We start from the raw sequence: 21,149 nt of genomic DNA, 5'->3' as shown, positions 1-21,149 counted from the left end.
GCGCCGCGGGCGGCCGCCTCCACCGGCCCCGCGTCCAGGCGGCTCAGCTGCGGGCGTCGCGCTCACGGTGCGAGCGGTCGCGCACGGCCTCGATGTGCGCGCGCATCGCCGCCCCGGCGCGCTCGGCGTCACCGGAGACGACCGCCTCGAGGATCGCCGCGTGCTCGCGCGCCGCATCCGCCGCATCCGTCACGCCGGAGTCGCCCATCAGCCGGAAGCGCTGCACGTGCCCGCCCAGCGCGCGATAGGCGGCGAGCAGGTAGTCGTTGCCGGAGCCCTCCGCGAGCAGCTCGTGGAAGCGCTCGTCCCACTGCCAGTAGGCGGCCGTGGCCTCGCGGCCCCGGTCGGTGGGCACATCGTCGAGCTGGCGGATGGTCTCGGCGAGCCGATCGAGCACCGCCGGGTCGGCGACGGCGGCGGTGCGCGCGGCGGCGAGCGGTTCGATCGCCAGACGGGTCTCGATCAGGTCGTCGATCTGCTCGTCGCTCTGCAGCGGAGCGACGCGGTAGCCGCGCAGCGCTTCGCGCACGACGAGGCCGGTGGCCTCCAATCGCGCCAGCGCCTCGCGCACCGGGGTCTGCGACACCTCGAGCTCGCGGGCGACGACGTCGATGCGCACCGGCTCGCCGGGGCCGTAGCTGCCGTCCACGATGCGGGCGCGGAGCGCCGCCGAGACGCTGTCGGAGAGGGCGGCCCGGCTGGGCAGCGCGCGGAGGGCGGTCGGGGTCATGGCTCACCATCCGGATCGTGTTTCCTCTACGATCCGGGCTCGACCGACAGGTGTCAAGTCGCTTCGACGCGCCGCCCGGGGCCCCCAGCGGCTCGGGAGCCGCCGACTGCTAGGCTGGCCGACGGCTGCGGTCTCCGCCGCCGACAAGTTCACACCGTTCCATGGAGCAGGCCGGCTCGAAGCTGGTCACCGGTGGTGGTCTACCGTCTCGCACGGTGCGCTTTCACTGTTGGCCAGAGCAGACACCCGGTGCGACCTCGTGCCGCGTCCCTTCCTGCCCGCTCCTGCTCCGTTCACGACGCCGTGCGCTCCAACGCGCCCGGCAGCGAAGGAGAGAGACCTTGGAAGGTCCCGAGATCAAGTTCGCCGAAGCCGTCCTCGACAACGGCAAGTTCGGCAAGCGCACCGTCCGCTTCGAGACGGGCCGACTCGCGCAGCAGGCCCAGGGCGCGGTCGCCGCGTACCTCGACGAGGAGACGATGCTCCTCAGCGCCACGAGCGCCAGCAAGCAGCCGAAGGACCACTTCGACTTCTTCCCCCTGACCGTCGACGTCGAGGAGCGCTCGTACGCCGCGGGCAAGATCCCCGGCTCGTTCTTCCGCCGCGAGGGCCGCCCCTCGACCGAGGCGATCCTCGTCTGCCGCCTGATCGACCGCCCCCTGCGCCCGTCGTTCGTCGACGGCCTGCGCAACGAGGTCCAGATCGTCATCACCGTCCTGAGCATCGCTCCGGACGAGTTCTACGACGCCCTCGCGATCAACGCCGCGAGCGCCTCGACCCAGATCTCGGGCCTGCCCTTCAGCGGCCCGATCGCCGGCGTGCGCCTCGCGCTCATCGGCGACCAGTGGGTCGTCTTCCCCAAGCACTCGCAGCTCGCCGACGCCGTGTTCGACCTGACCGTCGCCGGTCGCGTCGTCAAGAACGCCGACGGCTCCGAGGACGTCGCCATCATGATGGTCGAGGCCGAGGCCACCGAGGGCGCCTGGGAGCTCATCCAGGGCGGCGCCACCAAGCCGAACGAGGCCGTCGTGGCCGAGGGCCTGGAGGCCGCCAAGCCGTTCATCAAGCAGCTCGTCGAGGCGCAGGCCTCGCTCGCGTCGCAGGCGGCCAAGGAGATCGCGGACTACCCGGTGTTCCTGCCCTACACCGACGAGGTGCTCGCGGCCGTCTCCGAGCTGGCCCACGCCGAGCTCGTCGACGTCTACCAGATCGCCGACAAGCAGACCCGCCAGGACGCGGACGACGCGCTCAAGACGCGCGTCAAGGCGGCCATCGCGGCCAAGGTCGAGGCGGGCGAGCTGCCCGAGGCGGCCAACGCCCAGGTCGGCGCGGCGTACAAGTCGGCCACCAAGAAGGTCGTCCGCGGTCGCATCCTCACCGAGGGCGTCCGCATGGACGGTCGCGGCCTGGCGGACATCCGCCCGCTCGACGCCGAGGTGCAGGTCATCCCGCGCGTGCACGGCTCCGCGGTGTTCCAGCGCGGCGAGACCCAGATCATGGGCGTCACCACGCTGAACATGCTCAAGATGGAGCAGCAGATCGACTCGCTGTCGCCCGTCACGAAGAAGCGGTACCTGCACCACTACAACTTCCCGCCCTACTCGACCGGTGAGACCGGCCGCGTGGGCAGCCCGAAGCGTCGCGAGATCGGCCACGGCTTCCTGGCCGAGCGCGCCCTCGTGCCCGTCCTGCCGAGCCGCGAGGACTTCCCCTACGCGATCCGCCAGGTCTCCGAGGCGCTGAGCTCGAACGGCTCGACCTCGATGGGCTCGGTCTGCGCCTCGACCCTGTCGCTGCTCAACGCCGGTGTGCCGCTGCGCGCCCCGGTCGCCGGCATCGCCATGGGCCTCGTCTCCGACGTGATCGACGGCGAGACCCGCTACGCGGCGCTCACCGACATCCTGGGCGCCGAGGACGCGCTCGGCGACATGGACTTCAAGGTCGCCGGCACCAGCGAGTTCGTCACCGCGATCCAGCTCGACACCAAGCTCGACGGCATCCCGTCGTCGGTGCTCGACGGCGCGCTGAAGCAGGCCAAGGAGGCGCGCACCGCCATCCTCGACGTGCTGAACCAGGCGATCGACGCGCCCGACGAGATGGCGCCCACCGCGCCGCGCGTCATCAGCGTGCAGATCCCGGTCGACAAGATCGGCGAGCTGATCGGCCCGAAGGGCAAGACGATCAACCAGATCCAGGACGACACCGGCGCCGACATCTCCATCGAGGACGACGGCACCGTGTTCATCGGCGCGGTCGACGGCCCCTCGGCCGAGGCGGCCCGCGCGGCGGTCAACGCCATCGCGAACCCGCTGAACCCCGAGGTCGGCGAGCGCTTCCTGGGCACGGTCGTCAAGATCGCCGCCTTCGGTGCCTTCGTCTCGCTCAGCCCCGGCAAGGACGGCCTGCTGCACATCTCCGAGGTGCGCAAGCTCGCCGGCGGCAAGCGCGTCGAGAACGTCGACGACGTGCTCTCGGTGGGCCAGAAGGTCCAGGTCGAGATCACGAAGATCGACGAACGCGGCAAGCTCTCGCTCGCCCCGGTGATCGCCGACGACGAGGCCTCCGAGGAGGCCCCGGCCGAGGCCTGATCCTCAGCAGTCCGGATGCCCGCCCCGATCGCTCGGGGCGGGCATCCGTCGTTCCGGTGCCGTGCAGCCCGAGCGGATGCGCGGACGGGCAGACTGCTGGGATGACCCGTCACCGGCCGCCGCTCGCCGCGCTCACGGCCGCCTACCTGGCGCTCGTCGGCTGGATCACGCTCGGACCGCAGCCGCTCGACGGCGACGGCCAGGCGCTGGTCGCCCGGATCGTGGACGCGCTGGCGGGCATCCCGCTGCTGGCCTGGCTCAAGGTGCCGACGGTGGAGTTCGCCGCGAACATCGCCCTGTTCGCGCCCATCGGGCTGCTGTTCGCGCTCCTGCTCGGCCGTCGCCGCTGGTGGCTGGCCGTGCTGGTCGGACTGGTCCTGACCTGCACGATCGAGTTCGCGCAGCAGTTCCTGCCGACGCGCGTGCCCGATCCGCGCGACCTGCTCGCGAACGGTCTGGGCGCGGCGCTCGGGGCGGGGCTGGGCAGGCTGGCGGCGGGGCGGCCGGGCGGCACCGCGCCGCTCAGAGCTCGGCGGCGACCGCCACCACGATGACGGCGAAGGCCACCGGCACGAGCAGCGTCGTGGTCAGCAGCAGCCGGATGCGCACGGGACCCGGAGCGACCCTGCGGTGGATGAGCACGGCTGCGACCATCACCGCGGCCACGATCAGCGCGCCGGTGCGCTGCGGCTCGCCGCCCAGCCCGAGGCCGATGAGGAACGGCAGGCAGAGCGCTCCGAAGAGCAGCGTCATGACCAGCCACACGGTGCTCTTCGGGCGCTGCAGCGAGGGCTGGCGACGGGGCGAGGGGTCGTCCGATCCGGGCAGGGGACCACCCGGGTCGTCCGGGGGCTGCTGCTCGCTCATCCGCATCCGCTCGTCGCTCAGGCGTCGAGGTCGTCCTCGCCGGGCATCCAGCTGTGGCCGGGCACGCCCCAGCGCGCCTTCTTGATCGCCTTCTCGGCCGTCTTGCGCAGGCCGGTCTCGAGGCGGTCGACGTAGAGCACGCCGTCGAGGTGGTCGTACTCGTGCTGGAAGATGCGGGCGAGCCAGCCCTCGGCCTCGATCTCGAACGGCTGCTGCTGCAGATCGACGGCGCGCAGGACCGCCCGCTGCGAGCGCAGCAGCTCGAAGCGCTCGCCGGGCACCGACAGGCAGCCCTCGGCGTCGTCGTCCTCGTCGGCCCAGCCGACGGGGGCGGGGAGAGCCAGAGCTCCGGGTTGATCGCCTCGCCGCGCCATTCGCGCCCCTCGGCGTCCGTCCATCCGAAGACGAACAGCCGCAGCCCCACGCCCACCTGCGGTCCGGCCAGGCCCACCCCGGGGGCGGCGTCCATGGTCTCGTACATGTCGGCGACGAGCTGCTCCAGCTCGGCGTCGAAGACGGTCACGGGGTCGGCGGGGGCGTGCAGCACCGGTTCGCCGGTGATTCGGATGGGGAGGACGGCCATGCCTCCAGGCTAGCCGCCGCACGGGCCGGTACAGTCGTCGGGTGCCCATGGACCTCAGTCAGCTCAACGAGCTGAGCGATCTCACCGAGCAGATCCGGATCGATCCGACGCAGGCGATCGGCATCCCGATCGCCCTGCTCGGCGCGGTCTTCCTGTCCTTCGGCACCCAGTACCAGTCGCGCGGCGTCGGCAAGGTCGAGCAGACCTCCGGGCGCTCCTCGAAGAGCGGCCTCGACCTGCGCCACCTGCTCGCGCTGTTCACCCGCCCCTCCTGGGTCATCGGCACCCTGCTGCTCGGTCTCGCCATCGTGCTGCAGCTCACGAGCCTGAACCTCGCGCCGCTCACGGTGGTGCAGCCGCTGGGCGCCGTCGCGCTCGTCATCACCGCCGTGCTCAACGCCCGCATCTCGAAGGTGCGGCTCGGCGGCGGGGCGATCCGCGCCATCGCCTTCTGCGTCGGCGGCGTGGCCCTGTTCGTCACGGTCGCCGCCCTCACCGCCGTCGACCCCCGCGTCACGGACGAGCACCTCGTCACGATCCTCATCGTGCTCGCGGTCGTCGGCCTGCTGCTCGGCGGCGCCTGGGTCGCGCTGCGGCACCGGGTTGCCGCGCTGTTCTACATCCTCGCCGCGGGCGTGCTCTACGGCTTCGTGGCCACGCTCGCCAAGGTGGTCATCGGGCGGATCACCCAGGGCGACTTCGAATGGCTCACCGTGCTCTGCATCGTCGGCCTGCTGCTCGCGGCGGCCCTGGGCGGCTACTTCGTGCAGACCGCCTACTCGTCCGGCCCGCCCGACCTCGTCATCGCGGGCCTCACGGTGATCGACCCCATCGTGGCCGTGGTGATCGGCATCGTCGTGCTCGGCGAGGCCAGCCAGGCGCCGCCCATCGCCGGCGTGCTGTTCGCCGCAGCCGGCGCCATCGCCATCTACGGCGTCTTCCAGCTCGCCAAGCACCACCCGCAGGTCGCGAGCGCGGAGGCGCGCGAGCCGTGAACCTGCAGAACCCCCGACGCACCGCGGTGCGGCCGACACGACGACGAGGACGACCCATCCGGTGAGCCCTGACAACGAGCGCCCCCTCAAGATCCTGATCGCGGCGGACACCTTCGCCCCCGACGTGAACGGCGCAGCCCGCTTCACCGCGGAGCTGGCCGCCGGCCTCGTCCGGCGCGGCCACGACGTGCGCGTCATGGCGCCCGCGAACCGACCCGGGCCGGGCGTCTTCGTCGAGGAGCACGCCGGCGCCGCCATGACGGTGCACCGCATCTACTCGTGGCGCTGGTACCCGCACGACTGGCTGCGCTTCGCGCTGCCCTGGCGCAGCCAGCAGAACGCCGCGAAGGTGCTCGACGACTTCCGGCCCGACGTGGTGCACATCCAGTCGCACATCGTCATCGGCCGCGGGCTCGCCCGCCAGGCGGCGCAGCGCGGCATCCGCATCGTGGCGACCAACCACTTCATGCCCGAGAACATGCTCGAGCACACGCTGCTGCCGCAGTTCCTGCGGGCGACCGCGGTCCGGATGGCGTGGGCCGACGCCGCCAAGACCTACCAGCACGTCGAATCGATCACCACGCCCACCCGCCGCGCCGCCGAGTTCCTCGAGGCGGCGACCGACGTCACCGACGTGCACGCCGTGAGCTGCGGCATCCGAGCCTCCGACTACACGCCCGATCTCGAGCAGCGCACCGGCAATCGCATCCTCTTCGTGGGGCGCGTCACCGGTGAGAAGAACATCGACCAGCTGCTGAGCGCGGTGGCGGAGCTGGACCCGGCCCTCGACGCCCGGCTCGAGATCGTCGGCGGCGGCGACCAGCTCGAGAACCTCAAGCGCATGGCGAAGCAGCTGGGCATCGACGACCGCACGGTGTTCACGGGCTACGTGACCGACGACGAGCTCAAGCAGGCGTACACCCGCGCCACGGTGTTCGCCATGCCGTCGACCGCCGAGCTGCAGTCGATCGCGACCATGGAGGCGATGGCCTCGGGACTGCCGATCGTCGCCGCCGACGCGATGGCGCTGCCGCACCTCGTGCACGACGGCCAGAACGGCTACCTCTTCGAGCCCGGCGACGTGCCGGCGCTCGCCGCGCGCCTCACCGAGGTGCTGACCGCCAGCGAGCGCAAGCTCACGGCGCTGAAGCGCAACAGCCTCGCCTTCATCCAGCCGCACGACATCGACCGCACCCTCAGCACCTTCGAGGCGCTGTACCGCGGGCTGCGCGTCGAGGACCCGGTCACCGACATCGAACCCGTCGCGACCGCCGAGGACTGAGCGCACGGTACGCTCGGACCGGCGGATGCGGTCCCACGGGGGCGCGCATCCGCTCGGGGCGGTAGCCAAGCTGGTCAAGGCAGCGTGCTCATAACACGACGATCCGCGGGTTCAAGTCCCGCCCGCCCCACCACCCGGCTCCGTGCCGTCGTCTGACCGTCACCCGGCCGTAACGCGCCCGAGACACGCGCTCCCTAGCGTCGGAGCACGCGGCCGCACCCCTGCTCCGCGGGAGAGGGCATCCCGATGCAGATGAGCGCCGTCGACCCCTTCATCGGCACCGAGCCCACCGAGCTGCCGCCGCAGACCGGGCTCGCGGCGACGTGGTGGTGGCCGAAGCCGCAGATCGGCAACACCCATCCCGGTGCGACGTACCCCCTGGGCATGGTGTCGGCCTGCGCCTACTCCGGCGCGTACCCCACCGGCTACGGTCGGCACACGATCAGCACCGACGGGCGACCGCCCGAGCTCTACGACCGTCAGCTCGCCTCCGGCTTCACGCACTTCCAGCAGTCCGGCACCGGCGCGATCCGCAAGTACTACAACTACTTCCGTGTGACGCCCATGGTCGAGCCGCTCGACGCCCTCGGCCGCACCTGGGACCTGCTCGACGAGGAGGCCGAGCCGGGGCGCTACGCGGCGACGCTCGACTCGGGCATCCGCGCCGAGATCACCGTCGGCCCGAAGAGCGCCGTGCACCGCTACACGTTCCCCAACCATCCGAACGCCCGCGTCGTCATCGACCTCTCGCTCGGTGGGCTGGCGATCCCGTACTCGTCGACCGTGCCGCTGCGCGCGCACCTCGAGGCGCTCTCGCCGGGCGTCGCGCAGGGGGAGATCGTCGTCGAGGGCGCACCCCTCGCGGTGCACATCGAGACCGACGCCGAGCAGTGGCGGCAGATGCTCTGGTACGACCGACGGCTGATGCCGGGCGGCACCCGCCTCGACTTCGGGTCGATCCGGCCCACCACCCTGCGCCCGTTCGGCATCATGTGGGCGGGACCGGCGAGCGCCGGGCAGACCGTCGAGATCCGCTTCGGCTTCTCGCTGCGCGGCGTCGAGCAGGCGCGCCGCAACCTCGAGCGCGACACGGACGGCGGCCGGCACGGCTTCGAGGAGCGCAGCGAGCGCACCGGCGCCGCGTGGCGCGACCTGCTCGCGTCGATCGACATCGTCACGCCGTCCGAGGAGCGCCGCCAGGTCTTCGCCACGGCGCTGTACCACTCGTTCATCAAGCCGTGCCTCGCGCTCGACGAGAGCCCGTTCTGGCCGACGGACGGTCCCTTCGTCTACGACCTCAGCACGATGTGGGACATCTACCGCACGCAGCTGCCGCTCATCACGGCCCTGCGCCCGGACAAGGCGGTGGAGCTCGCCAACGCGCTGCTCACGATCTGCGAGCAGGAGGGCAACTTCCCGATCGGCTACCGGATGACCCGCGGCAGCGACGCCTTCTCCCGGCAGGCGAGCGCCCTCGCGCACACCTTCCTCGCCGACCTCTGCCAGCTGGGCCTGCCGGGCATCGACTGGGAGTGGGCGCTCGTGCACCTGCACAACGACCTGCGCCGCACCTACGGCGAGGAGTTCCTGCAGTACGGCGCCGTGCATCCGATCACCCACACCCTCGACCTGGCCTTCGGCTACTGGTGCACGGCGAAGGTCGCCGCCGTGGTCGGCGACCGCCAGCTGCTCGAGGACTTCGCGCCGCTCGCGGAGCAGTGGCGGGGCGCCTATGACGAGCAGACCGGGCTGCTGCTCGACTCGACCTATTACGAGGGCACGAAGTGGAACTACTCGTTCCGCCTGCAGCACGACATGGCCGGGCGCATCGAGCTCGCCGGCGGGCCGGAGGCGTTCACGGCGCTGCTCGACCGCTTCTTCGGCGTCGGCGCGGAGCCGGTCGTGCAGCCCGGCGTGCGCCCCGCCGCCGAGGAGATCCGCGACGGCTTCGCGCTCGGCCGCTTCGAGGGGCTCAACAACGAACCCGACATGGAGGCGCCGTGGGCCTACCACTACGTGGGCCGCCCGGACCGCACCGCCGAGATCGTGCACGACATCGTCCATCAGCAGTTCGGCACCGGCCGGGGCGGACTTCCGGGCAACGACGACTCCGGCGGCCTCAGCTCCTGGTACGTCTGGGCGACGCTCGGTCTCTTCCCGGTGGCCGGGCAGGCCCTGTTCCTGGTCAACGCGCCGGCGGTGGCCGAGACGACCGTCCGGCTCGGCGAGGCCGTGCTGCGCATCGAGACGACGGGGTTCGTCGAACCGTTCGCCGGCGGGCCTGCGCAGTACGTGCGGTCGGCGAGCTTCAACGGCCGTCGTCTCGACCGCAGCTGGTTGCACGCCGCCGAGCTCCACGGGGGTGGACACCTCCACCTCGAGCTCGGTCCGGAAGCGAGCGGATGGGGCGCCGAGCATTCGCCTCCCTCCCGACCCTCCGCCACCGACTGACCCGCCGCCCCGTGAGAGGAACCACCGTGAACCACGTCCCCGACCGCCGCCTCGTCATCGTCGTGCGCGCGGATCCCGTGATCTGCGGCCACTCCGTCGAGGCCCGCAACCTCGCCGAGACGGCGCTGCTGCGGGGCTTCGACGAGGTGCGCATCGTCACCTGGCCCATCGAGCGCCTGCAGCAGGCAGGACTGCCGCTCAAGCCGCTCGACGACGTGCTGCCGTACAGCGAGGGCATCCATGTCGAGCGCCCCGAGCCGGTCGGCGACTACAAGGTGCCCGACGGGCGCTACGTGGCCGGCATCACGGGCAGGCTCGTCGAGCTCTTCACCGACGGCGTGCCGACGGTGTGCCTGTCGCTCTACCTGAGCCCGCACATGATCGCGGTGACCGATGCGCTGGCCGCCGCCCGCATGACCGGCCTGCCGGTGGAGGTCACCACGATCGCGGAGGCCGTCGGCTCCGACGTGACGAACGTGGTGCGCTCCTGCGTCGAACGGGGGAGTTCGGGGCCGCGGCGCACCTGCTCGGCGCCTACCTCTCGCAGGATCACGCCGTGGCGGTGTCGGAGTACACGCGCGACCTGATCGTCGAGGAGGCGGAGCGCCTCGACCTGCAGCGCGGCACGGACTTCGCCCCGCGACTGCGGGAGAAGGTCGCGATCTCCTACCCGGCGATCGACACGAGCGTGTACGTGGACCTTGACGAGTCCCGCATCGACGCCGCGCTCGCCGCCCGCGGACTCGAGCGCGACGGCTACGTGCTCTTCCTCTCGCGGCTCGCCCGGGCGAAGGGCGTCGACGACCTCATCGACGGCTTCGCGCGCAGCGCGGCGGCCAGCACGCACACGCTCGTGATCGCGGGGCGGGGCCCGGAGGCGCAGGAGCTGCGCGAGCAGGCGGCGGCCTCGCCGGCGGCCGACCGCATCCGCTTCCTCGACGACGTGGGCGACGGCGAGAAGCCGTACCTGATGGCCGGCAGCGCCGCGTACGCGCTGCCGACCAAGCCGCGGCCGGAGTTCGTGGAGACCTTCGGCATCGCGCTCGCGGAGTCGATGCTCGCCGGGGGCGGCCCCGTGATCACGACCGTCACCGGCGGCGTCGGCGAGGCGGTCGGCGACACCGCCATCATCGTGCCCGTGGACGCGCCCGACGCCATCGCCGTGGCCATCGACGAGGCCGTCGCGCTGGCGCCGGAGGAGCGGGAGGGCCGCCGTCGGCGCGCCCGCGAGCACGCGCTGCAGTTCGACCGTGGCGCGGTGTTCGACCGCCTGTTCGCCGCGCTGCCCGACGCAGCGCGTCGCGCTGTGACGGTCGCCTGAGGCGATCCCGTCGAGCATCTCGACTCGGGGGCCGTGGAGCGCTACGGTGGCGCCATGGCCCCCGGGGCGGGGGTCGTGCTCCACCCGGGATCGGAGGCGGCACCATGACCGGCATCGCAGCGGCGCCCGAGCGGGCGGCCCCGATCCTCTGGCGCACGGTCGATCCGACGGTGTCCGTCGGCACGCGCGACGGCAGCTACGCGGGATTCGTCGATCATCGCGGCACCCGGTACATCGCGACCGACCAGGTCGGCGCGGTGGTGGGGGTATTCGACAGCGAGAGCGCCGCGCAGGCGAGCCTCGAGCCCGAGGCGCTCGAGCGCGCGATCGCCCGCCGCATGCGGCAGGACCGGCGCCTCGCCGTCATCGCGGCGACCGCCGCCGGCGTCACGGCGCTGCTGGCCGTGGTCGGCATGCTCACCCTGCTCGCCTGAGCGTCCCGCGTCCCGCGGCCCTTGGTCGGCGGCTGACGGCAGACTGGGGGCATGCACGTGCTCCTCGACGGTCCCGCCGCCGCGCCGCGGCTGACCCGTCTCGATGAGCACGGCGCGCCGTCCGCCGAGCCGGAGACCGTCGCTCCCGAAGGCCTGGCCGAGCGGATGCGGGCGATCGAGGTCGCCGAGCGCCCGCGCTGGGTGTGGGACGACACCGCCCTGCGGTACCCCGCCGTCGTCGCCGCCGGTGTGCGCCTGGCCCGCTGCCACGACCTGCGGCTCAGCCGCGCCATCCTGCGCCGCTCGGCCCGCACCGCGGGGACATCCCTCGCAGGGTCGCCGCCGGACGGATGGGATCGTGAACCCCTGCCTCCCGCCGCACCCGACGCGGGGGAGGCGCTGTTCGACCTGGGCGCGGACGCGCTCGGCGAGCTGCCCGCCGACGCCCTCGACGAGTACGCCCGCCAGCGCGCTGCCATCGCCGCGTCGACGGCGCCCGGAGCCCTGGGCGCGCTGCTCGCGGTGGAGTCGGCGGGCGCGCTCATCGCCGTGGAGCTGCGCCGCGCCGGTCTGCCCTGGGATCGCGAGCGGCACGAGGCCGTGCTGGAGTCGATGCTCGGGCCGCGTCCCGCGCCGGGCCGCAGGCCGCGGGGGCTCGAGCGCATCCTCGACGAGCTGCGCGCGATCACCGGCCTGCGGGCGCTCAACCCCGACTCGCCGACGGTGCTCGTCGCCCAGCTGCGCAGCATCGGCGTGATGGTCGGCTCCACCAACCAGTGGGAGCTGCAGGAGATCGATCATCCGGCCATCGCTCCGCTGCTCGAGTACAAGAAGCGTGCCCGTCTCATGACCGCGAACGGATGGAACTGGCTCGACGCCTGGGTGCGCGGCGGACGGTTCCGGCCGGACTACGTACCCGGCGGCGTGGTCACCGGCCGCTGGGCCACCAACGGCGGCGGCGCGCTGCAGCTGCCCGCGCAGCTGCGCAGCGCCGCGCGTGCCGATCCCGGATGGCGCCTCGTGGTCGCCGACGCCGCCCAGCTCGAGCCGCGCATCCTCGCGGCCCTCGCCGGCGACCGAGCGATGCGCGAGGCGGGGCGCGGCCGCGACCTCTACCGCGGCATGGTCGACCGCGGCGTGGTCGCCACCCGCGAGCACGCCAAGCTCGGCATGCTCGGCGCCATGTACGGCGGGACGACGGGGGAGAGCGCCCGGCTGCTGCCGCAGCTCGCTCGCGCCTTCCCGAGGGCGCTCGCGCTCGTCGAGCACGCGGCACGCGAGGGGGAGCAGGGACGCGTCGTCTCGACGCTGCTCGGCCGCAGCTCGCCGTCGCCGTCGCTCGAATGGCGGGCGCTGCAGGCGCGGGCCGCGGAACCCGATGCGGCGGATGCGGAGGTGCGCCGCGCGCGCACCGAGGCGCGCTCGTGGGGCCGCTTCACCCGCAACTTCGTGGTGCAGGGCACCGCGGCGGAGTGGGCGCTGGCCTGGATGGCCGCGGTGCGGCGCGGGCTCCGGCAGCTGCCGGAGGCCGCCGCGGCGGGTCGCGCGCCGGGTCCCTTCGGCGAGCAGGCGCACCTGGTCTACTTCCTGCACGACGAGGTCATCGTGCATGTGCCCGAGGAGCAGGCCGAGGACGCCGCCCTGATCGTGCGCGAGGGCGCGCTGGAGGCCGGCCGGCTGCTCTTCCCCGGCGAGCCGCTCGACGTGCCGGTCACCGCCGCGATCGTCGAGGACTACGGGCAGGCGAAGTGACTCAGGCGCTGCGCTGCGGGCGCCCGCGCCGCGGTTCCTCGGCGAGCGGCAGCTCGTAGCGCGTCTCGTCGTCGGCGAGCTCCGCCGTCGCCGACGCGAGCCAGTGGGCCTCGGCCGCGGCGAGCGCCCGGCTGCGCTCGCGCTGCAGCGCCTCCGGCCAGCCGGTCTCCGTCGGCGCATCCACCGCCGTGCGCAGCAGGGCGAGTCGAGCGGATGCGTAGCCGACGGCCAACGCGCCGTCCACGGAGGCGAGCAGCGGCAGGACGGCGCCGGAGTCCTCGTCGACGCCGGACTCGGCCCAGGCCTCCACCGCGCTGCGCCCGTCGAGGCTGAGGCCGTGGCGCCGCCGCCCGGCGCCATCCGTGCCCGCCGGCTCGACCATGCCGTCCCTGGCGAGCCGCTCGAGGGTGCCGGACACCTGACCCGAGTTGATCGGCGCGCCGCTGCGCCGCGCGTACTCGCGGGCGAGCTGCTGCGTGTAGGCGGGACCGAGCAGCAGCACGGCGAGCAGGCCGTTGCGGACGTGCATGCGGCGGGCGCTCCTCGATCGCGGCGGACGGTGCTGTCATTCTGCCCGACGCCCGCGGCGGCGGCCACGGTGCCGCGCGGTAGAGTACCCGCGGCGATCGTTTCGAGGGCTTCGGCCCGGTCCGGCCCGCCCAGCGGCCATCCCAGACAACTGATGCACCGACTCCGACGCCTCGGGCGTCGTCGAGTGGTGCCCGTCATCGAAACGAGCCCTCGTGAACCGCCTCCGGTCGTCCCTGCCCGCCCACCGCATCCGCAACTTCGCCATCATCGCCCACGTCGATCACGGCAAGTCGACCCTCGCCGACCGGCTCATCGAGGCCACCGGCACCGTCGAGGCCCGACGGATGCGCGAGCAGGTGCTGGACAGCATGGATCTCGAACGCGAACGCGGCATCACCATCAAGCTGCAGACCGTGCGGATGTTCGCCGAGGGCCCCGATGGCGAGGTCCACCAGCTGCATCTCATCGACACGCCCGGACACGTCGACTTCACCGGCGAGGTCACGCGGAGCCTCGCCGCGGCGGACGGCGTGCTGCTGCTCGTCGACGCGACCCAGGGGGTGCAGGCCCAGACCGTGGCCAATCTCCGCCTGGCGAACGAGCTCGGTCTGGCGGTGCTCCCGGTCGTCAACAAGATCGACAGCCCGCTGGCCGATGTGGCCGCGGCCCTTGACGGACTCGACGCGCTGCCCGGCGTGGACGCGGCGGCGGCGGTGCTCGTCTCCGCCCGCACCGGCGAGGGCGTGGCGGAGCTCATCGAGCAGATCATCGCCCAGCTGCCGCCGCCGAGCGGCGATGCCACCGCGCCGTTGCGCGCCATCGTCTTCGACTCGCACTACGACCCCTTCGCCGGCGTCGTCCTGCACGTCCGGGTGGTCGACGGCACGCTGCTGGCCGGGCAGCGGATGCTCGCGCACTCGTCGGGCACCTCCCTGGTGCCCGCGGAGGTCGGGGTCTTCGCGCCCGCCGCGCAGGTCACCGGAGCCTTGCTCGCCGGCGAGGTCGGCTGGGTGAGCGCGGCCATGAAGGACGCGACCCTCGTCCGTCCGGGCGAGATCCTCGTCGATCCGGAGGCGGACCCCACGGGGAGGCGGCGCAGCTCCGGCCGTCCGAGCCGATGGTCTTCTCCGGGATCTACCCGACCGGGGAGAGCGACGTCGCGACGCTGCGCAGCGCGCTCGAACGCCTCACCCTGAACGACGCTGCGCTGCGGTTCGAGGCCGAGGTCTCCGCGGCGCTCGGTGCCGGCTTCCGATGCGGCTTCCTGGGGCTGCTCCACATGGAGGTCGTGCAGGAACGGCTCCGACGGGAGTACGAGGTCGAGGTCGTCGCCACCGCGCCGACCGTGCCGTACCGGGTGCGTCTGCAGAACGGCACCCCGGTCATCGTCGACAACCCCGTGCTCATGCCGCCCCGTCACCGCCTGCTCGAGCTCGAGGAGCTCTACGTCACCGCGACGATCCAAGCTCCGCAGCAGCATCTCGGTGTGCTCATGGAGCTCTGCCAGCGCCGCCGCGGCGACTTCCTCGATCTGGCGATCGACGAGCAGCGCGCCCGCCTCGTCTCCGCGATGCCGCTGGCCGAGACCACCGTGGAGTTCTTCTCCGAGCTGAAGGCGCTCACCGCCGGGTACGCGACGGTCGACTTCGAGCTGGAGGGCTACCGTCCCAGCGATCTCGTCAAGGTCGAGATCCTGGTGGACACGTCCCCGGTCGACGCCTTCGCGTTCATCGCCCATCGCAGCGCCGCCTTCGAGCGCAGCAAGCAGCTCATCACCGAGCTCAAGCACGGCCTGCCGCGGCAGCTGTACCCGATCCCGCTGCAAGCCGTCGTCGAGGGCAAGGTCATCGGACGGGCCGACCTGCCCCCGATCCGCAAGAGCGCCCTCGGCAAGGGCTTCGAGGGCAGCGTCTCCGCGAAGAAGCGCCTCGCCGAACGCCAGCGCGCCAGCCGCTCCCGGTCGCAGGGCAGCGCCCTCACCAGGGAGGACATCCCGCACGAGGTGTTCCGATCGATCCTCGGCATCTGAGTCGGCGGGGCGAGGTTCGCCTTGTCCTCCCAGGCGAGCCGGGTCATAATGCCGGTGGGCTCAGCCCGCACAATCGAAGAACGCAGTCCGTGCATCCGATGCAGGTCGATGGGGAAGTCGCACCTGATGATCGGAGGAACCGTGGCTGCAACACACGCTCGCGGGGTGCTGTTCGTGCACTCCGCACCGCGCGCGCTCTGCCCCCACGTCGAGTGGGCGGCCGGGAGCGCGCTCGACCGCGCCGTCAACTTCGGCTGGGCCGACCAGCCCGCCCTCGCGGGCGCTCAGCGCACCGAGTACTACTGGGAGGGCTCCGCGGATGCGGGCGCCCGACTCGCCTCCGCCCTGCGCGGCTGGGAGGACCTGCGCTACGAGGTCACCCAGGACCCGGCGCCCGGCATCGACGGTGCCCGCTGGATGCACACGCCCGAGCTCGGCGTCTTCCACGCGCAGGCGGATGCGCACGGCAACCTCGTCGTGCCCGAGGACCGCATCCGCGCCGCCATGGTGAGCGCCGGATCGGACGCCTTCGAGCTGCACCGCGAGCTGCGGCTCGTGCTCGGCCAGGCCTGGGACGACGAGCTCGAGCCGTTCCGGCACGCGAGCGACGACAACCCGGTCATCTGGCTGCACAAGGTCGGTTGATGCGCCCGACCGCAGCATGACGAAGGGCCCCGCGCAGTGCGCGGGGCCCTTCGTCATGCTGATCCGATCAGGCGGACTGGAAGGCCACGACGGCGTTGTGGCCTCCGAAGCCGAACGAGTTGCTGATGGCGAGCAGGTCGCCCTCCGGCAGCTTCCGCGGCTCCGTCACCACGTCGAGGGTGACCTCCGGGTCCTGCGCGTCGAGGTTGATCGTCGGCGGGATCACGCGCTCCTGCAGCGCCTTCACCGTGAAGATGGCCTCGATCGCGCCAGCGCCACCGAGCAGGTGGCCCGTGGCCGACTTGGTGGCGGTGACGGGGATCGAGTCCAGGTGGTCGCCGAAGATGCGGCGCAGCGCCTTGACCTCGGCCACGTCGCCCACGGGCGTGCTGGTCGCGTGCGCGTTGACATGGGCCACGTCGCTCAGCGCGAAGCCGGCGTTCTCGACGGCCGCCTTCATGGCGCGCGCCGCGGCCGACCCCTCGGGGTCGGGCGCGGTGATGTGGTACGAGTCGCTCGTCACGGCACCGCCGACGAGGTAGGCGTAGATCTTCGCGCCGCGGGCCTTCGCGTGCTCCTCGGTCTCGAGCACGATCGCCGCGGCGCCCTCGCCGAGCACGAAGCCGTCGCGGCCCGAGTCGTAGGGGCGCGAGGCGGCGGCCGGGTCGTCGTTGCGCTTCGAGAGCGCCTGCATGGCCGCGAAAGAGGCCATCGGCAGCGGGTGCACCGCAGCCTCGGAGCCTCCGGCGATCACGATGTCGGCGAGGCCGCTCGTGAGGTGCTCGTAGGCGTTCGCGATCGACTCGGTGCTGGAGGCGCAGGCCGAGACGACGGTGCGCGCGAAGGCGCGGGCGCCGAGGCTCATCTCGATCGCCGCGGCGGGGCCGTTCGGCATGAGCATCGGCACGGTCATGGGCAGCACGCGGCGCGGGCCCTTCTCGCGCAGGGTGTCCCAGGCGTCGAGCAGCGTCCACACGCCGCCGATGCCGGTCGCCCAGTCGACGCCGAGGCGCTCGGGGACGACCTCGGGGCTGCCGGCGTCGGCGAAGGCCTCGCGAGCGGCGATGAGCGCGAACTGGCTCGACGGGTCGAGGCGCTTGATCTCCTGGCGCTCCAGGAAATCGCTGGTCGGGGCGGGCACGGTCGCGGCGAAGGTCACCGGGATCTGGTACTTCTCGACCCATTCGTACTTGAGCGAGCGGGCGCCGGACTCGCCGTCGAGCACGGCGTTCCAGGAGTCGGTGGCGTTGGTGCCGAGCGGGGAGAAGGCTCCCAGCCCGGTCACGACGATCTTGGTCATCTTGACGTTCCTCGGTTGGTCACAGGGGAGACGGGCACGGTCGTCGAGCGGATCGGCCCGCCGGGGACCGATCCGCTCGCACACTCAGGACTGAGCGTTGACGATGAAGGTGACCGCGTCGCCGACGGTCACGAGGTTCTTGACCTCTTCGTCCGGGATCTTCACGTCGAACTTCTCCTCGGCGTTGACCACGATGGTCATCATCGAGATGGAGTCGATGTCGAGGTCGTCGGTGAACGACTTGTCCAGCTCGACGGTGTCGGTCGCGATGCCGGTCTCATCGTTGATGAGCTCCGCCAGGCCGGCCAGGACTTCTTCGGTGGACAGTGCCATTGTTGTTCTCCTTGGGGGTGTCGTGTGACCGTCGGCCAGTCTAGGGCCGACGGGGCTCTGATCAGGGCAGGCGCACGACCTGCGCGCCGTAGACGAGTCCGGCGCCGAAGCCGATCTGCAGCGCCAGGCCGCCGCTGAGCTGCGGGTTCTCCTGCAGCAGGCGGTGGGTCGCGAGCGGCACGGAGGCCGCCGAGGTGTTGCCCGTCGTCGCGATGTCGCGGGCGATGACGACGCTCTCGGGCAGGCCGAGCTGCTTCGCGAACTCGTCGATGATGCGCATGTTCGCCTGGTGGGGGATGAACGCGTCGAGCTGGTCGGGGGTGATCCCGGCGGCCTCGACCGCCTGCTTGGCCACCTTCGCCATCTCCCACACGGCCCAGCGGAAGACCGTCTGGCCGTCCTGCTCGAGGGTCGGCCATTCGACCTCGCCCGCGCCGTCGCGGTACTCCGCGAACGTCGAGGTCATCCGGATCGTGCCCCACTTGGAGCCGTCCGACCCCCAGATGGTCGGCGCGATGCCCGGCTCGTCGGCGGGGCCGACGATCGCCGCGCCGGCGCCGTCCGCGAGCAGGAACGAGATCGTGCGGTCCGTCGGCTTGGCGTAGTCGCTCATCTTCTCGGCGCCCACCACGAGCACGTACTCGGCGAGACCGGAGCGGATGAGGGCGTCGGCCTGAGCGATGCCGTAGGCGTACCCGGCGCATGCGGCCGAGATGTCGTACGCCGGCGCCGGCGTCGCGCCGATCCGGTCGGCGAGCAGCGCCGCCAACGACGGGGTGGGCACCACGTTGCTGATGGTCGACACGAGCACGGCGCCGAGCTGCGAGGCGTCGATGCCCGCGGCCGCGAGGGCCTCGCGCGCGGCGGCCTCGGCGAGGTCGACGGCCTGCACGCCGGCACCGGCGCGGCGGCGCTCGACGACGCCGGTGCGCTGGCGGATCCACTCGTCCGAGCTGTCGATCGGCTCGATGATGTCGAAGTTGGTGACGACGTTCTCACCGCGCGCGGCGCCGAGGCCGAGGATGCGGGTGTGGGCCGGGCCGTTGGCCTGGCGCAGGGCGGGCTTGCTCATGCGGTTGCAGTTCCTCTCGTACCGGCCCTCAGGCCTGCAGCAGCTGTCGGGCGGCGTCGAGGTCGTCCGGGGTCTTGACGGCGACGGCGGGCACGCCCTTGAGGCCGCGCTTGGCGAGGCCGGTGAGGGCGCCCGCGGGGCTCAGCTCGATGATGCCGGTGACGCCGGCCTCGGCGAACGCAGCCATGTCGAGGTCCCAGCGCACGGGCGAGGAGACCTGGCCGACCAGCAGATCGATGAACGCCGCGCCGGAGTCGACGCGCGAGCCGTCCTTGTTGGTCCACAACGGCAGGGTCGGGTCGTTCACGGCGAGGCCGTCGGCGACCGAGCGGAGGTGGTCCACGGCGGGTGCCATGAAGCGGGTGTGGAATGCGCCGGCGACCTGCAGCGGAACGACGCGCGCCTTCGTCGGCGGCAGCTCGGCCAGCGACTGGAGGCCGCCGAGCTCGCCCGCGACCACGATCTGGCCGCCGCCGTTGTAGTTGGCGGGCTCGAGCTCGAGCTCGGCGAGCCGCGCCTCGAGCTCGACCTCGTCGGCGCCGAGCACGGCGCTCATGCCGGTCTCGACCTGCGCGGCCGCGGCGGCCATGGCCCGACCGCGCTCGCCGACCAGCGTCATGGCGTCGCGGTCGCCGAGAACGCCGGCGCCGAAGGCCGCGGTGATCTCGCCGACCGAGTGGCCCGCGATGCCGCCGACCCGCTCGCGCAGGCCGTCGCCGAGCAGCGCACCGAGGCTGAGGATGCCGGCGGCGACGATGAGCGGCTGCGCGACGGCGGTGTCGCGGATGGCGTCCGCATCCGACACCGTGCCGTGCGTGACGAGGTCGACGCCGGCGGCCTCCGAGAGCTCGCCGAGGCGGTCGCGGAGGGCGGCGTCCGCGAGCCACGGCTCGAGGAATCCGGGGTCTGGGAGCCCTGGCCGGGGCAGACGATGATGATCACCGTCCTATCCTGCCGTCTCGACGGCCGCAGGCCGGGACATCCGCCACGAAGATTCCGGCGGATCGTTGGCGGGAACCCACAGCGGCCCCACCGCTCAGCGCCGCTTGCGCTCGTCCGGTTCCGCGATGGCGCCCAGGATGAGGGCCGCCTGCAGGATCAGGGCCTCGCGCGAGCCGGTGGCATCCCATCCGATCACCTCGGTGATGCGCTTGAGCCGGTAGCGCACCGTGTTCGGATGCACGAAGAGCTCCCGCGCCGTCGCCTCCAGGCTGCGCCCGCTCTCCAGGTAGCTGCGCAGCGTGCCCAGCAGCTCTGTCGAGTGGTCCTGCAGCGGCCGGTAGATGCGCCCGATCAGGGTCGCCCTGGCCAGCGGGTCGCCGGCGAGCGCGCGCTCCGGCAGCAGGTCGTCGGCGAGCGCGGGCCGGCCGACCTTCTTCCACGACCTCGCGACCGCGAAGCCGGCGAGCGCGGCCTTGGCGCTCTTGGCGGCGTCGACGATGCTCGGCACGGCGTGGCCGAGCACGAGATGGCCGTCGCCGAACGCCGGTTCGAGCGCGCGTGCGATGTCGAGGAACGTCACGGGCTCGACGCCCGTCGTCTCGCCCTCTGCGGGCTCGACGTCGGGGTCCTCGGCCCGGCCGATCACCACGACGAGTCGACTGCCCTGCACCCCGATGAGCACGTCCGCCCGCTGGTGCCGCGCCGCTCGACGCAGCAGGTCGACGTCGAGCATCGCGGGGGACGTGCCGACGAGCACCGACACCTCGCCGTGGCCGTGCCAGCCCAGCGCCGCGATGCGGCTGGGCAGCTCGTCGTCGTACTCGCCGGAGAGGATCGAGTCGACGACGAGCGCTTCGAGGCGCGCGTCCCAGAGTCCGCGCGCCTCGGCGGCGCGGGCGTAGACGTCGGCGGCCGCGAACGCGATCTCGCGCGAGTAGAGCAGGATCGCCTCGCGCAGCGCCTCGTCGCGATCCTTGACCCGCTCCTCGACGACCTCGACGACGACGCGGATGAGCTGCAGCGTCTGCTGCAGGCTCACCGAGCGCAGCAGCTCGCGCGGTGCCGCCCCGAAGACGTCGGAGGCGATCCAGGGCGTCGACGACGGGTCCTCGAACCAGCGGGTGAAGGACGCGATGCCCGCCTGGGCGACGAGCCCGACGGCCGAGCGCCGCCCCGGCGGCATCTCGCCGTACCAGGGCAGCGTCTCGTCGAGCCGCTGCAGCGTGCGGGTGGAGAGCTCGCCCGACAGCGTGCGCAGCCAGGCGAGCGTGCGCTCCTTGTCCGGAGCCGCCAC

Annotated in this window: 19 protein-coding genes, 1 tRNA gene and 2 pseudogenes; 13 read left to right on the top strand and 9 right to left on the bottom strand. The window is 72.6% G+C overall.

All coding sequences use genetic code 11. The features are described from left to right. Window positions 1-43 precede the first annotated feature (43 nt). Entirely contained in the window at window positions 44-730 is a 687-nt protein-coding gene (locus QQK26_RS04760) for a GntR family transcriptional regulator (protein WP_284230541.1), read from the bottom strand. Between the two features lie 341 nt (window positions 731-1,071). On the opposite strand from QQK26_RS04760, the gene QQK26_RS04755 reads away from it, so the two are divergent. Beyond that, window positions 1,072-3,318, top strand: coding sequence for a polyribonucleotide nucleotidyltransferase (locus QQK26_RS04755; RefSeq protein ID WP_284230540.1), 2,247 nt, complete (start codon window positions 1,072-1,074; stop codon window positions 3,316-3,318). 101 nt (window positions 3,319-3,419) lie between these two features. Next, on the top strand, window positions 3,420-3,872 hold the full coding sequence (locus QQK26_RS04750; RefSeq protein ID WP_284230537.1) for a VanZ family protein: 453 nt from the start codon (window positions 3,420-3,422) through the stop codon (window positions 3,870-3,872). Here the strand turns inward: QQK26_RS04750 and QQK26_RS04745 are convergent. Both QQK26_RS04745 and def read right to left on the bottom strand, forming a co-directional pair. Then, window positions 3,841-4,185, bottom strand: coding sequence for a hypothetical protein (locus tag QQK26_RS04745; RefSeq protein ID WP_284230535.1), 345 nt, complete (start codon window positions 4,183-4,185; stop codon window positions 3,841-3,843). The two genes, QQK26_RS04750 and QQK26_RS04745, sit on opposite strands and share 32 nt — an antisense overlap. Window positions 4,186-4,202: 17 nt before the next feature. Beyond that, window positions 4,203-4,768, bottom strand: a pseudogene (gene def / locus QQK26_RS04740) (peptide deformylase). Between the two features lie 47 nt (window positions 4,769-4,815). On the opposite strand from def, the gene QQK26_RS04735 reads away from it, so the two are divergent. From QQK26_RS04735 to QQK26_RS04700, 8 genes are all read left to right on the top strand, one after another. After that, complete coding sequence (locus tag QQK26_RS04735) at window positions 4,816-5,763, top strand: DMT family transporter (protein WP_284234445.1); 948 nt, start codon at window positions 4,816-4,818, stop codon at window positions 5,761-5,763. A 61-nt stretch (window positions 5,764-5,824) separates the two neighbouring features. Then, window positions 5,825-7,045 carry a glycosyltransferase gene (locus tag QQK26_RS04730; protein WP_284230533.1) on the top strand — a complete coding sequence of 407 codons (1,221 nt, stop codon included), beginning with the start codon at window positions 5,825-5,827 and terminating at the stop codon, window positions 7,043-7,045. 55 nt (window positions 7,046-7,100) lie between these two features. Next, a tRNA-Ile gene (locus QQK26_RS04725) sits at window positions 7,101-7,178 on the top strand. A gap of 119 nt (window positions 7,179-7,297) precedes the next feature. Continuing rightward, a complete protein-coding gene (locus QQK26_RS04720; RefSeq protein WP_284230530.1) occupies window positions 7,298-9,496 on the top strand; it encodes a glycoside hydrolase domain-containing protein in 2,199 nt (732 codons plus the stop codon). Between the two features lie 26 nt (window positions 9,497-9,522). After that, a complete protein-coding gene (locus QQK26_RS04715; protein ID WP_284230528.1) occupies window positions 9,523-10,083 on the top strand; it encodes a hypothetical protein in 561 nt (186 codons plus the stop codon). Then, window positions 10,053-10,817, top strand: coding sequence for a glycosyltransferase (locus tag QQK26_RS04710; RefSeq protein ID WP_284230526.1), 765 nt, complete (start codon window positions 10,053-10,055; stop codon window positions 10,815-10,817). The genes QQK26_RS04715 and QQK26_RS04710 overlap by 31 nt, the downstream gene beginning before the upstream one ends. 104 nt (window positions 10,818-10,921) lie before the next feature. After that, window positions 10,922-11,251, top strand: a complete 330-nt coding sequence (locus QQK26_RS04705; RefSeq protein ID WP_284230524.1) for a hypothetical protein — start codon at window positions 10,922-10,924, stop codon at window positions 11,249-11,251. 51 nt (window positions 11,252-11,302) lie between these two features. After that, window positions 11,303-13,003 (top strand): bifunctional 3'-5' exonuclease/DNA polymerase, encoded by a 1,701-nt coding sequence (locus QQK26_RS04700; protein WP_284230522.1) that lies wholly within the window; start codon window positions 11,303-11,305, stop codon window positions 13,001-13,003. Window position 13,004: 1 nt separating this feature from the next. On the opposite strand, the gene QQK26_RS04695 is transcribed toward QQK26_RS04700, so the two are convergent. Next, window positions 13,005-13,532: a PadR family transcriptional regulator gene (locus tag QQK26_RS04695; RefSeq protein ID WP_284230520.1), complete on the bottom strand. Its 528-nt coding sequence runs from the start codon at window positions 13,530-13,532 to the stop codon at window positions 13,005-13,007. 214 nt (window positions 13,533-13,746) lie between these two features. Between QQK26_RS04695 and QQK26_RS04690 the strand changes: the two genes are divergently transcribed. The 3 genes from QQK26_RS04690 to QQK26_RS04680 all read left to right on the top strand — a co-directional run bounded on the left by QQK26_RS04690 (window position 13,747) and on the right by QQK26_RS04680 (window position 16,208). Continuing rightward, window positions 13,747-14,730 carry a GTP-binding protein gene (locus tag QQK26_RS04690; protein WP_284230518.1) on the top strand — a complete coding sequence of 328 codons (984 nt, stop codon included), beginning with the start codon at window positions 13,747-13,749 and terminating at the stop codon, window positions 14,728-14,730. Then, window positions 14,652-15,563 carry an elongation factor 4 family protein gene (locus QQK26_RS04685; protein ID WP_284230516.1) on the top strand — a complete coding sequence of 304 codons (912 nt, stop codon included), beginning with the start codon at window positions 14,652-14,654 and terminating at the stop codon, window positions 15,561-15,563. Before QQK26_RS04690 ends, QQK26_RS04685 begins: the two co-directional genes overlap by 79 nt. A 108-nt stretch (window positions 15,564-15,671) precedes the next feature. After that, entirely contained in the window at window positions 15,672-16,208 is a 537-nt protein-coding gene (locus QQK26_RS04680) for a DUF3145 domain-containing protein (RefSeq protein ID WP_284230514.1), read from the top strand. Between the two features lie 67 nt (window positions 16,209-16,275). On the opposite strand, the gene QQK26_RS04675 is transcribed toward QQK26_RS04680, so the two are convergent. The 5 genes and pseudogenes from QQK26_RS04675 to QQK26_RS04655 all read right to left on the bottom strand — a co-directional run bounded on the left by QQK26_RS04675 (window position 16,276) and on the right by QQK26_RS04655 (window position 21,149). Further along, window positions 16,276-17,508, bottom strand: coding sequence for a beta-ketoacyl-[acyl-carrier-protein] synthase family protein (locus QQK26_RS04675; protein ID WP_284230512.1), 1,233 nt, complete (start codon window positions 17,506-17,508; stop codon window positions 16,276-16,278). Window positions 17,509-17,592: 84 nt separating this feature from the next. Then, window positions 17,593-17,841 carry an acyl carrier protein gene (locus tag QQK26_RS04670; protein ID WP_284230509.1) on the bottom strand — a complete coding sequence of 83 codons (249 nt, stop codon included), beginning with the start codon at window positions 17,839-17,841 and terminating at the stop codon, window positions 17,593-17,595. Window positions 17,842-17,902: 61 nt separating this feature from the next. Continuing rightward, a complete protein-coding gene (locus tag QQK26_RS04665) occupies window positions 17,903-18,913 on the bottom strand; it encodes a beta-ketoacyl-ACP synthase III (RefSeq protein WP_284230506.1) in 1,011 nt (336 codons plus the stop codon). 28 nt (window positions 18,914-18,941) lie between these two features. Continuing rightward, a pseudogene (locus QQK26_RS04660) lies at window positions 18,942-19,855 on the bottom strand (ACP S-malonyltransferase). Between the two features lie 94 nt (window positions 19,856-19,949). Further along, window positions 19,950-21,149: a PucR family transcriptional regulator gene (locus QQK26_RS04655; RefSeq protein ID WP_284230503.1), complete on the bottom strand. Its 1,200-nt coding sequence runs from the start codon at window positions 21,147-21,149 to the stop codon at window positions 19,950-19,952.

Origin of the sequence: Arenivirga flava (assembly GCF_030161575.1) — a bacterium.
Taxonomy (GTDB): domain Bacteria; phylum Actinomycetota; class Actinomycetes; order Actinomycetales; family Microbacteriaceae; genus Arenivirga; species Arenivirga flava.
This window is presented reverse-complemented; position numbering and strand designations above follow the sequence as displayed.

What these genes read in the sequence shown, in the direction of transcription:
- QQK26_RS04735 (WP_284234445.1), top strand. Translation starts at nt 4,816, where the DNA reads ATGGACCTCAGTCAGCTCAACGAGCTGAGCGATCTCACCGAGCAGATC.
- QQK26_RS04745 (WP_284230535.1), bottom strand. Translation starts at nt 4,185, where the DNA reads ATGAGCGAGCAGCAGCCCCCGGACGACCCGGGTGGTCCCCTGCCCGGA.
- QQK26_RS04700 (WP_284230522.1), top strand. Translation starts at nt 11,303, where the DNA reads ATGCACGTGCTCCTCGACGGTCCCGCCGCCGCGCCGCGGCTGACCCGT.
- QQK26_RS04670 (WP_284230509.1), bottom strand. Translation starts at nt 17,841, where the DNA reads ATGGCACTGTCCACCGAAGAAGTCCTGGCCGGCCTGGCGGAGCTCATC.
- QQK26_RS04705 (WP_284230524.1), top strand. Translation starts at nt 10,922, where the DNA reads ATGACCGGCATCGCAGCGGCGCCCGAGCGGGCGGCCCCGATCCTCTGG.
- QQK26_RS04750 (WP_284230537.1), top strand. Translation starts at nt 3,420, where the DNA reads ATGACCCGTCACCGGCCGCCGCTCGCCGCGCTCACGGCCGCCTACCTG.
- QQK26_RS04680 (WP_284230514.1), top strand. Translation starts at nt 15,672, where the DNA reads ATGGGGAAGTCGCACCTGATGATCGGAGGAACCGTGGCTGCAACACAC.
- QQK26_RS04760 (WP_284230541.1), bottom strand. Translation starts at nt 730, where the DNA reads ATGACCCCGACCGCCCTCCGCGCGCTGCCCAGCCGGGCCGCCCTCTCC.
- QQK26_RS04675 (WP_284230512.1), bottom strand. Translation starts at nt 17,508, where the DNA reads ATGACCAAGATCGTCGTGACCGGGCTGGGAGCCTTCTCCCCGCTCGGC.
- QQK26_RS04665 (WP_284230506.1), bottom strand. Translation starts at nt 18,913, where the DNA reads ATGAGCAAGCCCGCCCTGCGCCAGGCCAACGGCCCGGCCCACACCCGC.
- QQK26_RS04685 (WP_284230516.1), top strand. Translation starts at nt 14,652, where the DNA reads ATGGTCTTCTCCGGGATCTACCCGACCGGGGAGAGCGACGTCGCGACG.
- QQK26_RS04720 (WP_284230530.1), top strand. Translation starts at nt 7,298, where the DNA reads ATGAGCGCCGTCGACCCCTTCATCGGCACCGAGCCCACCGAGCTGCCG.
- QQK26_RS04695 (WP_284230520.1), bottom strand. Translation starts at nt 13,532, where the DNA reads ATGCACGTCCGCAACGGCCTGCTCGCCGTGCTGCTGCTCGGTCCCGCC.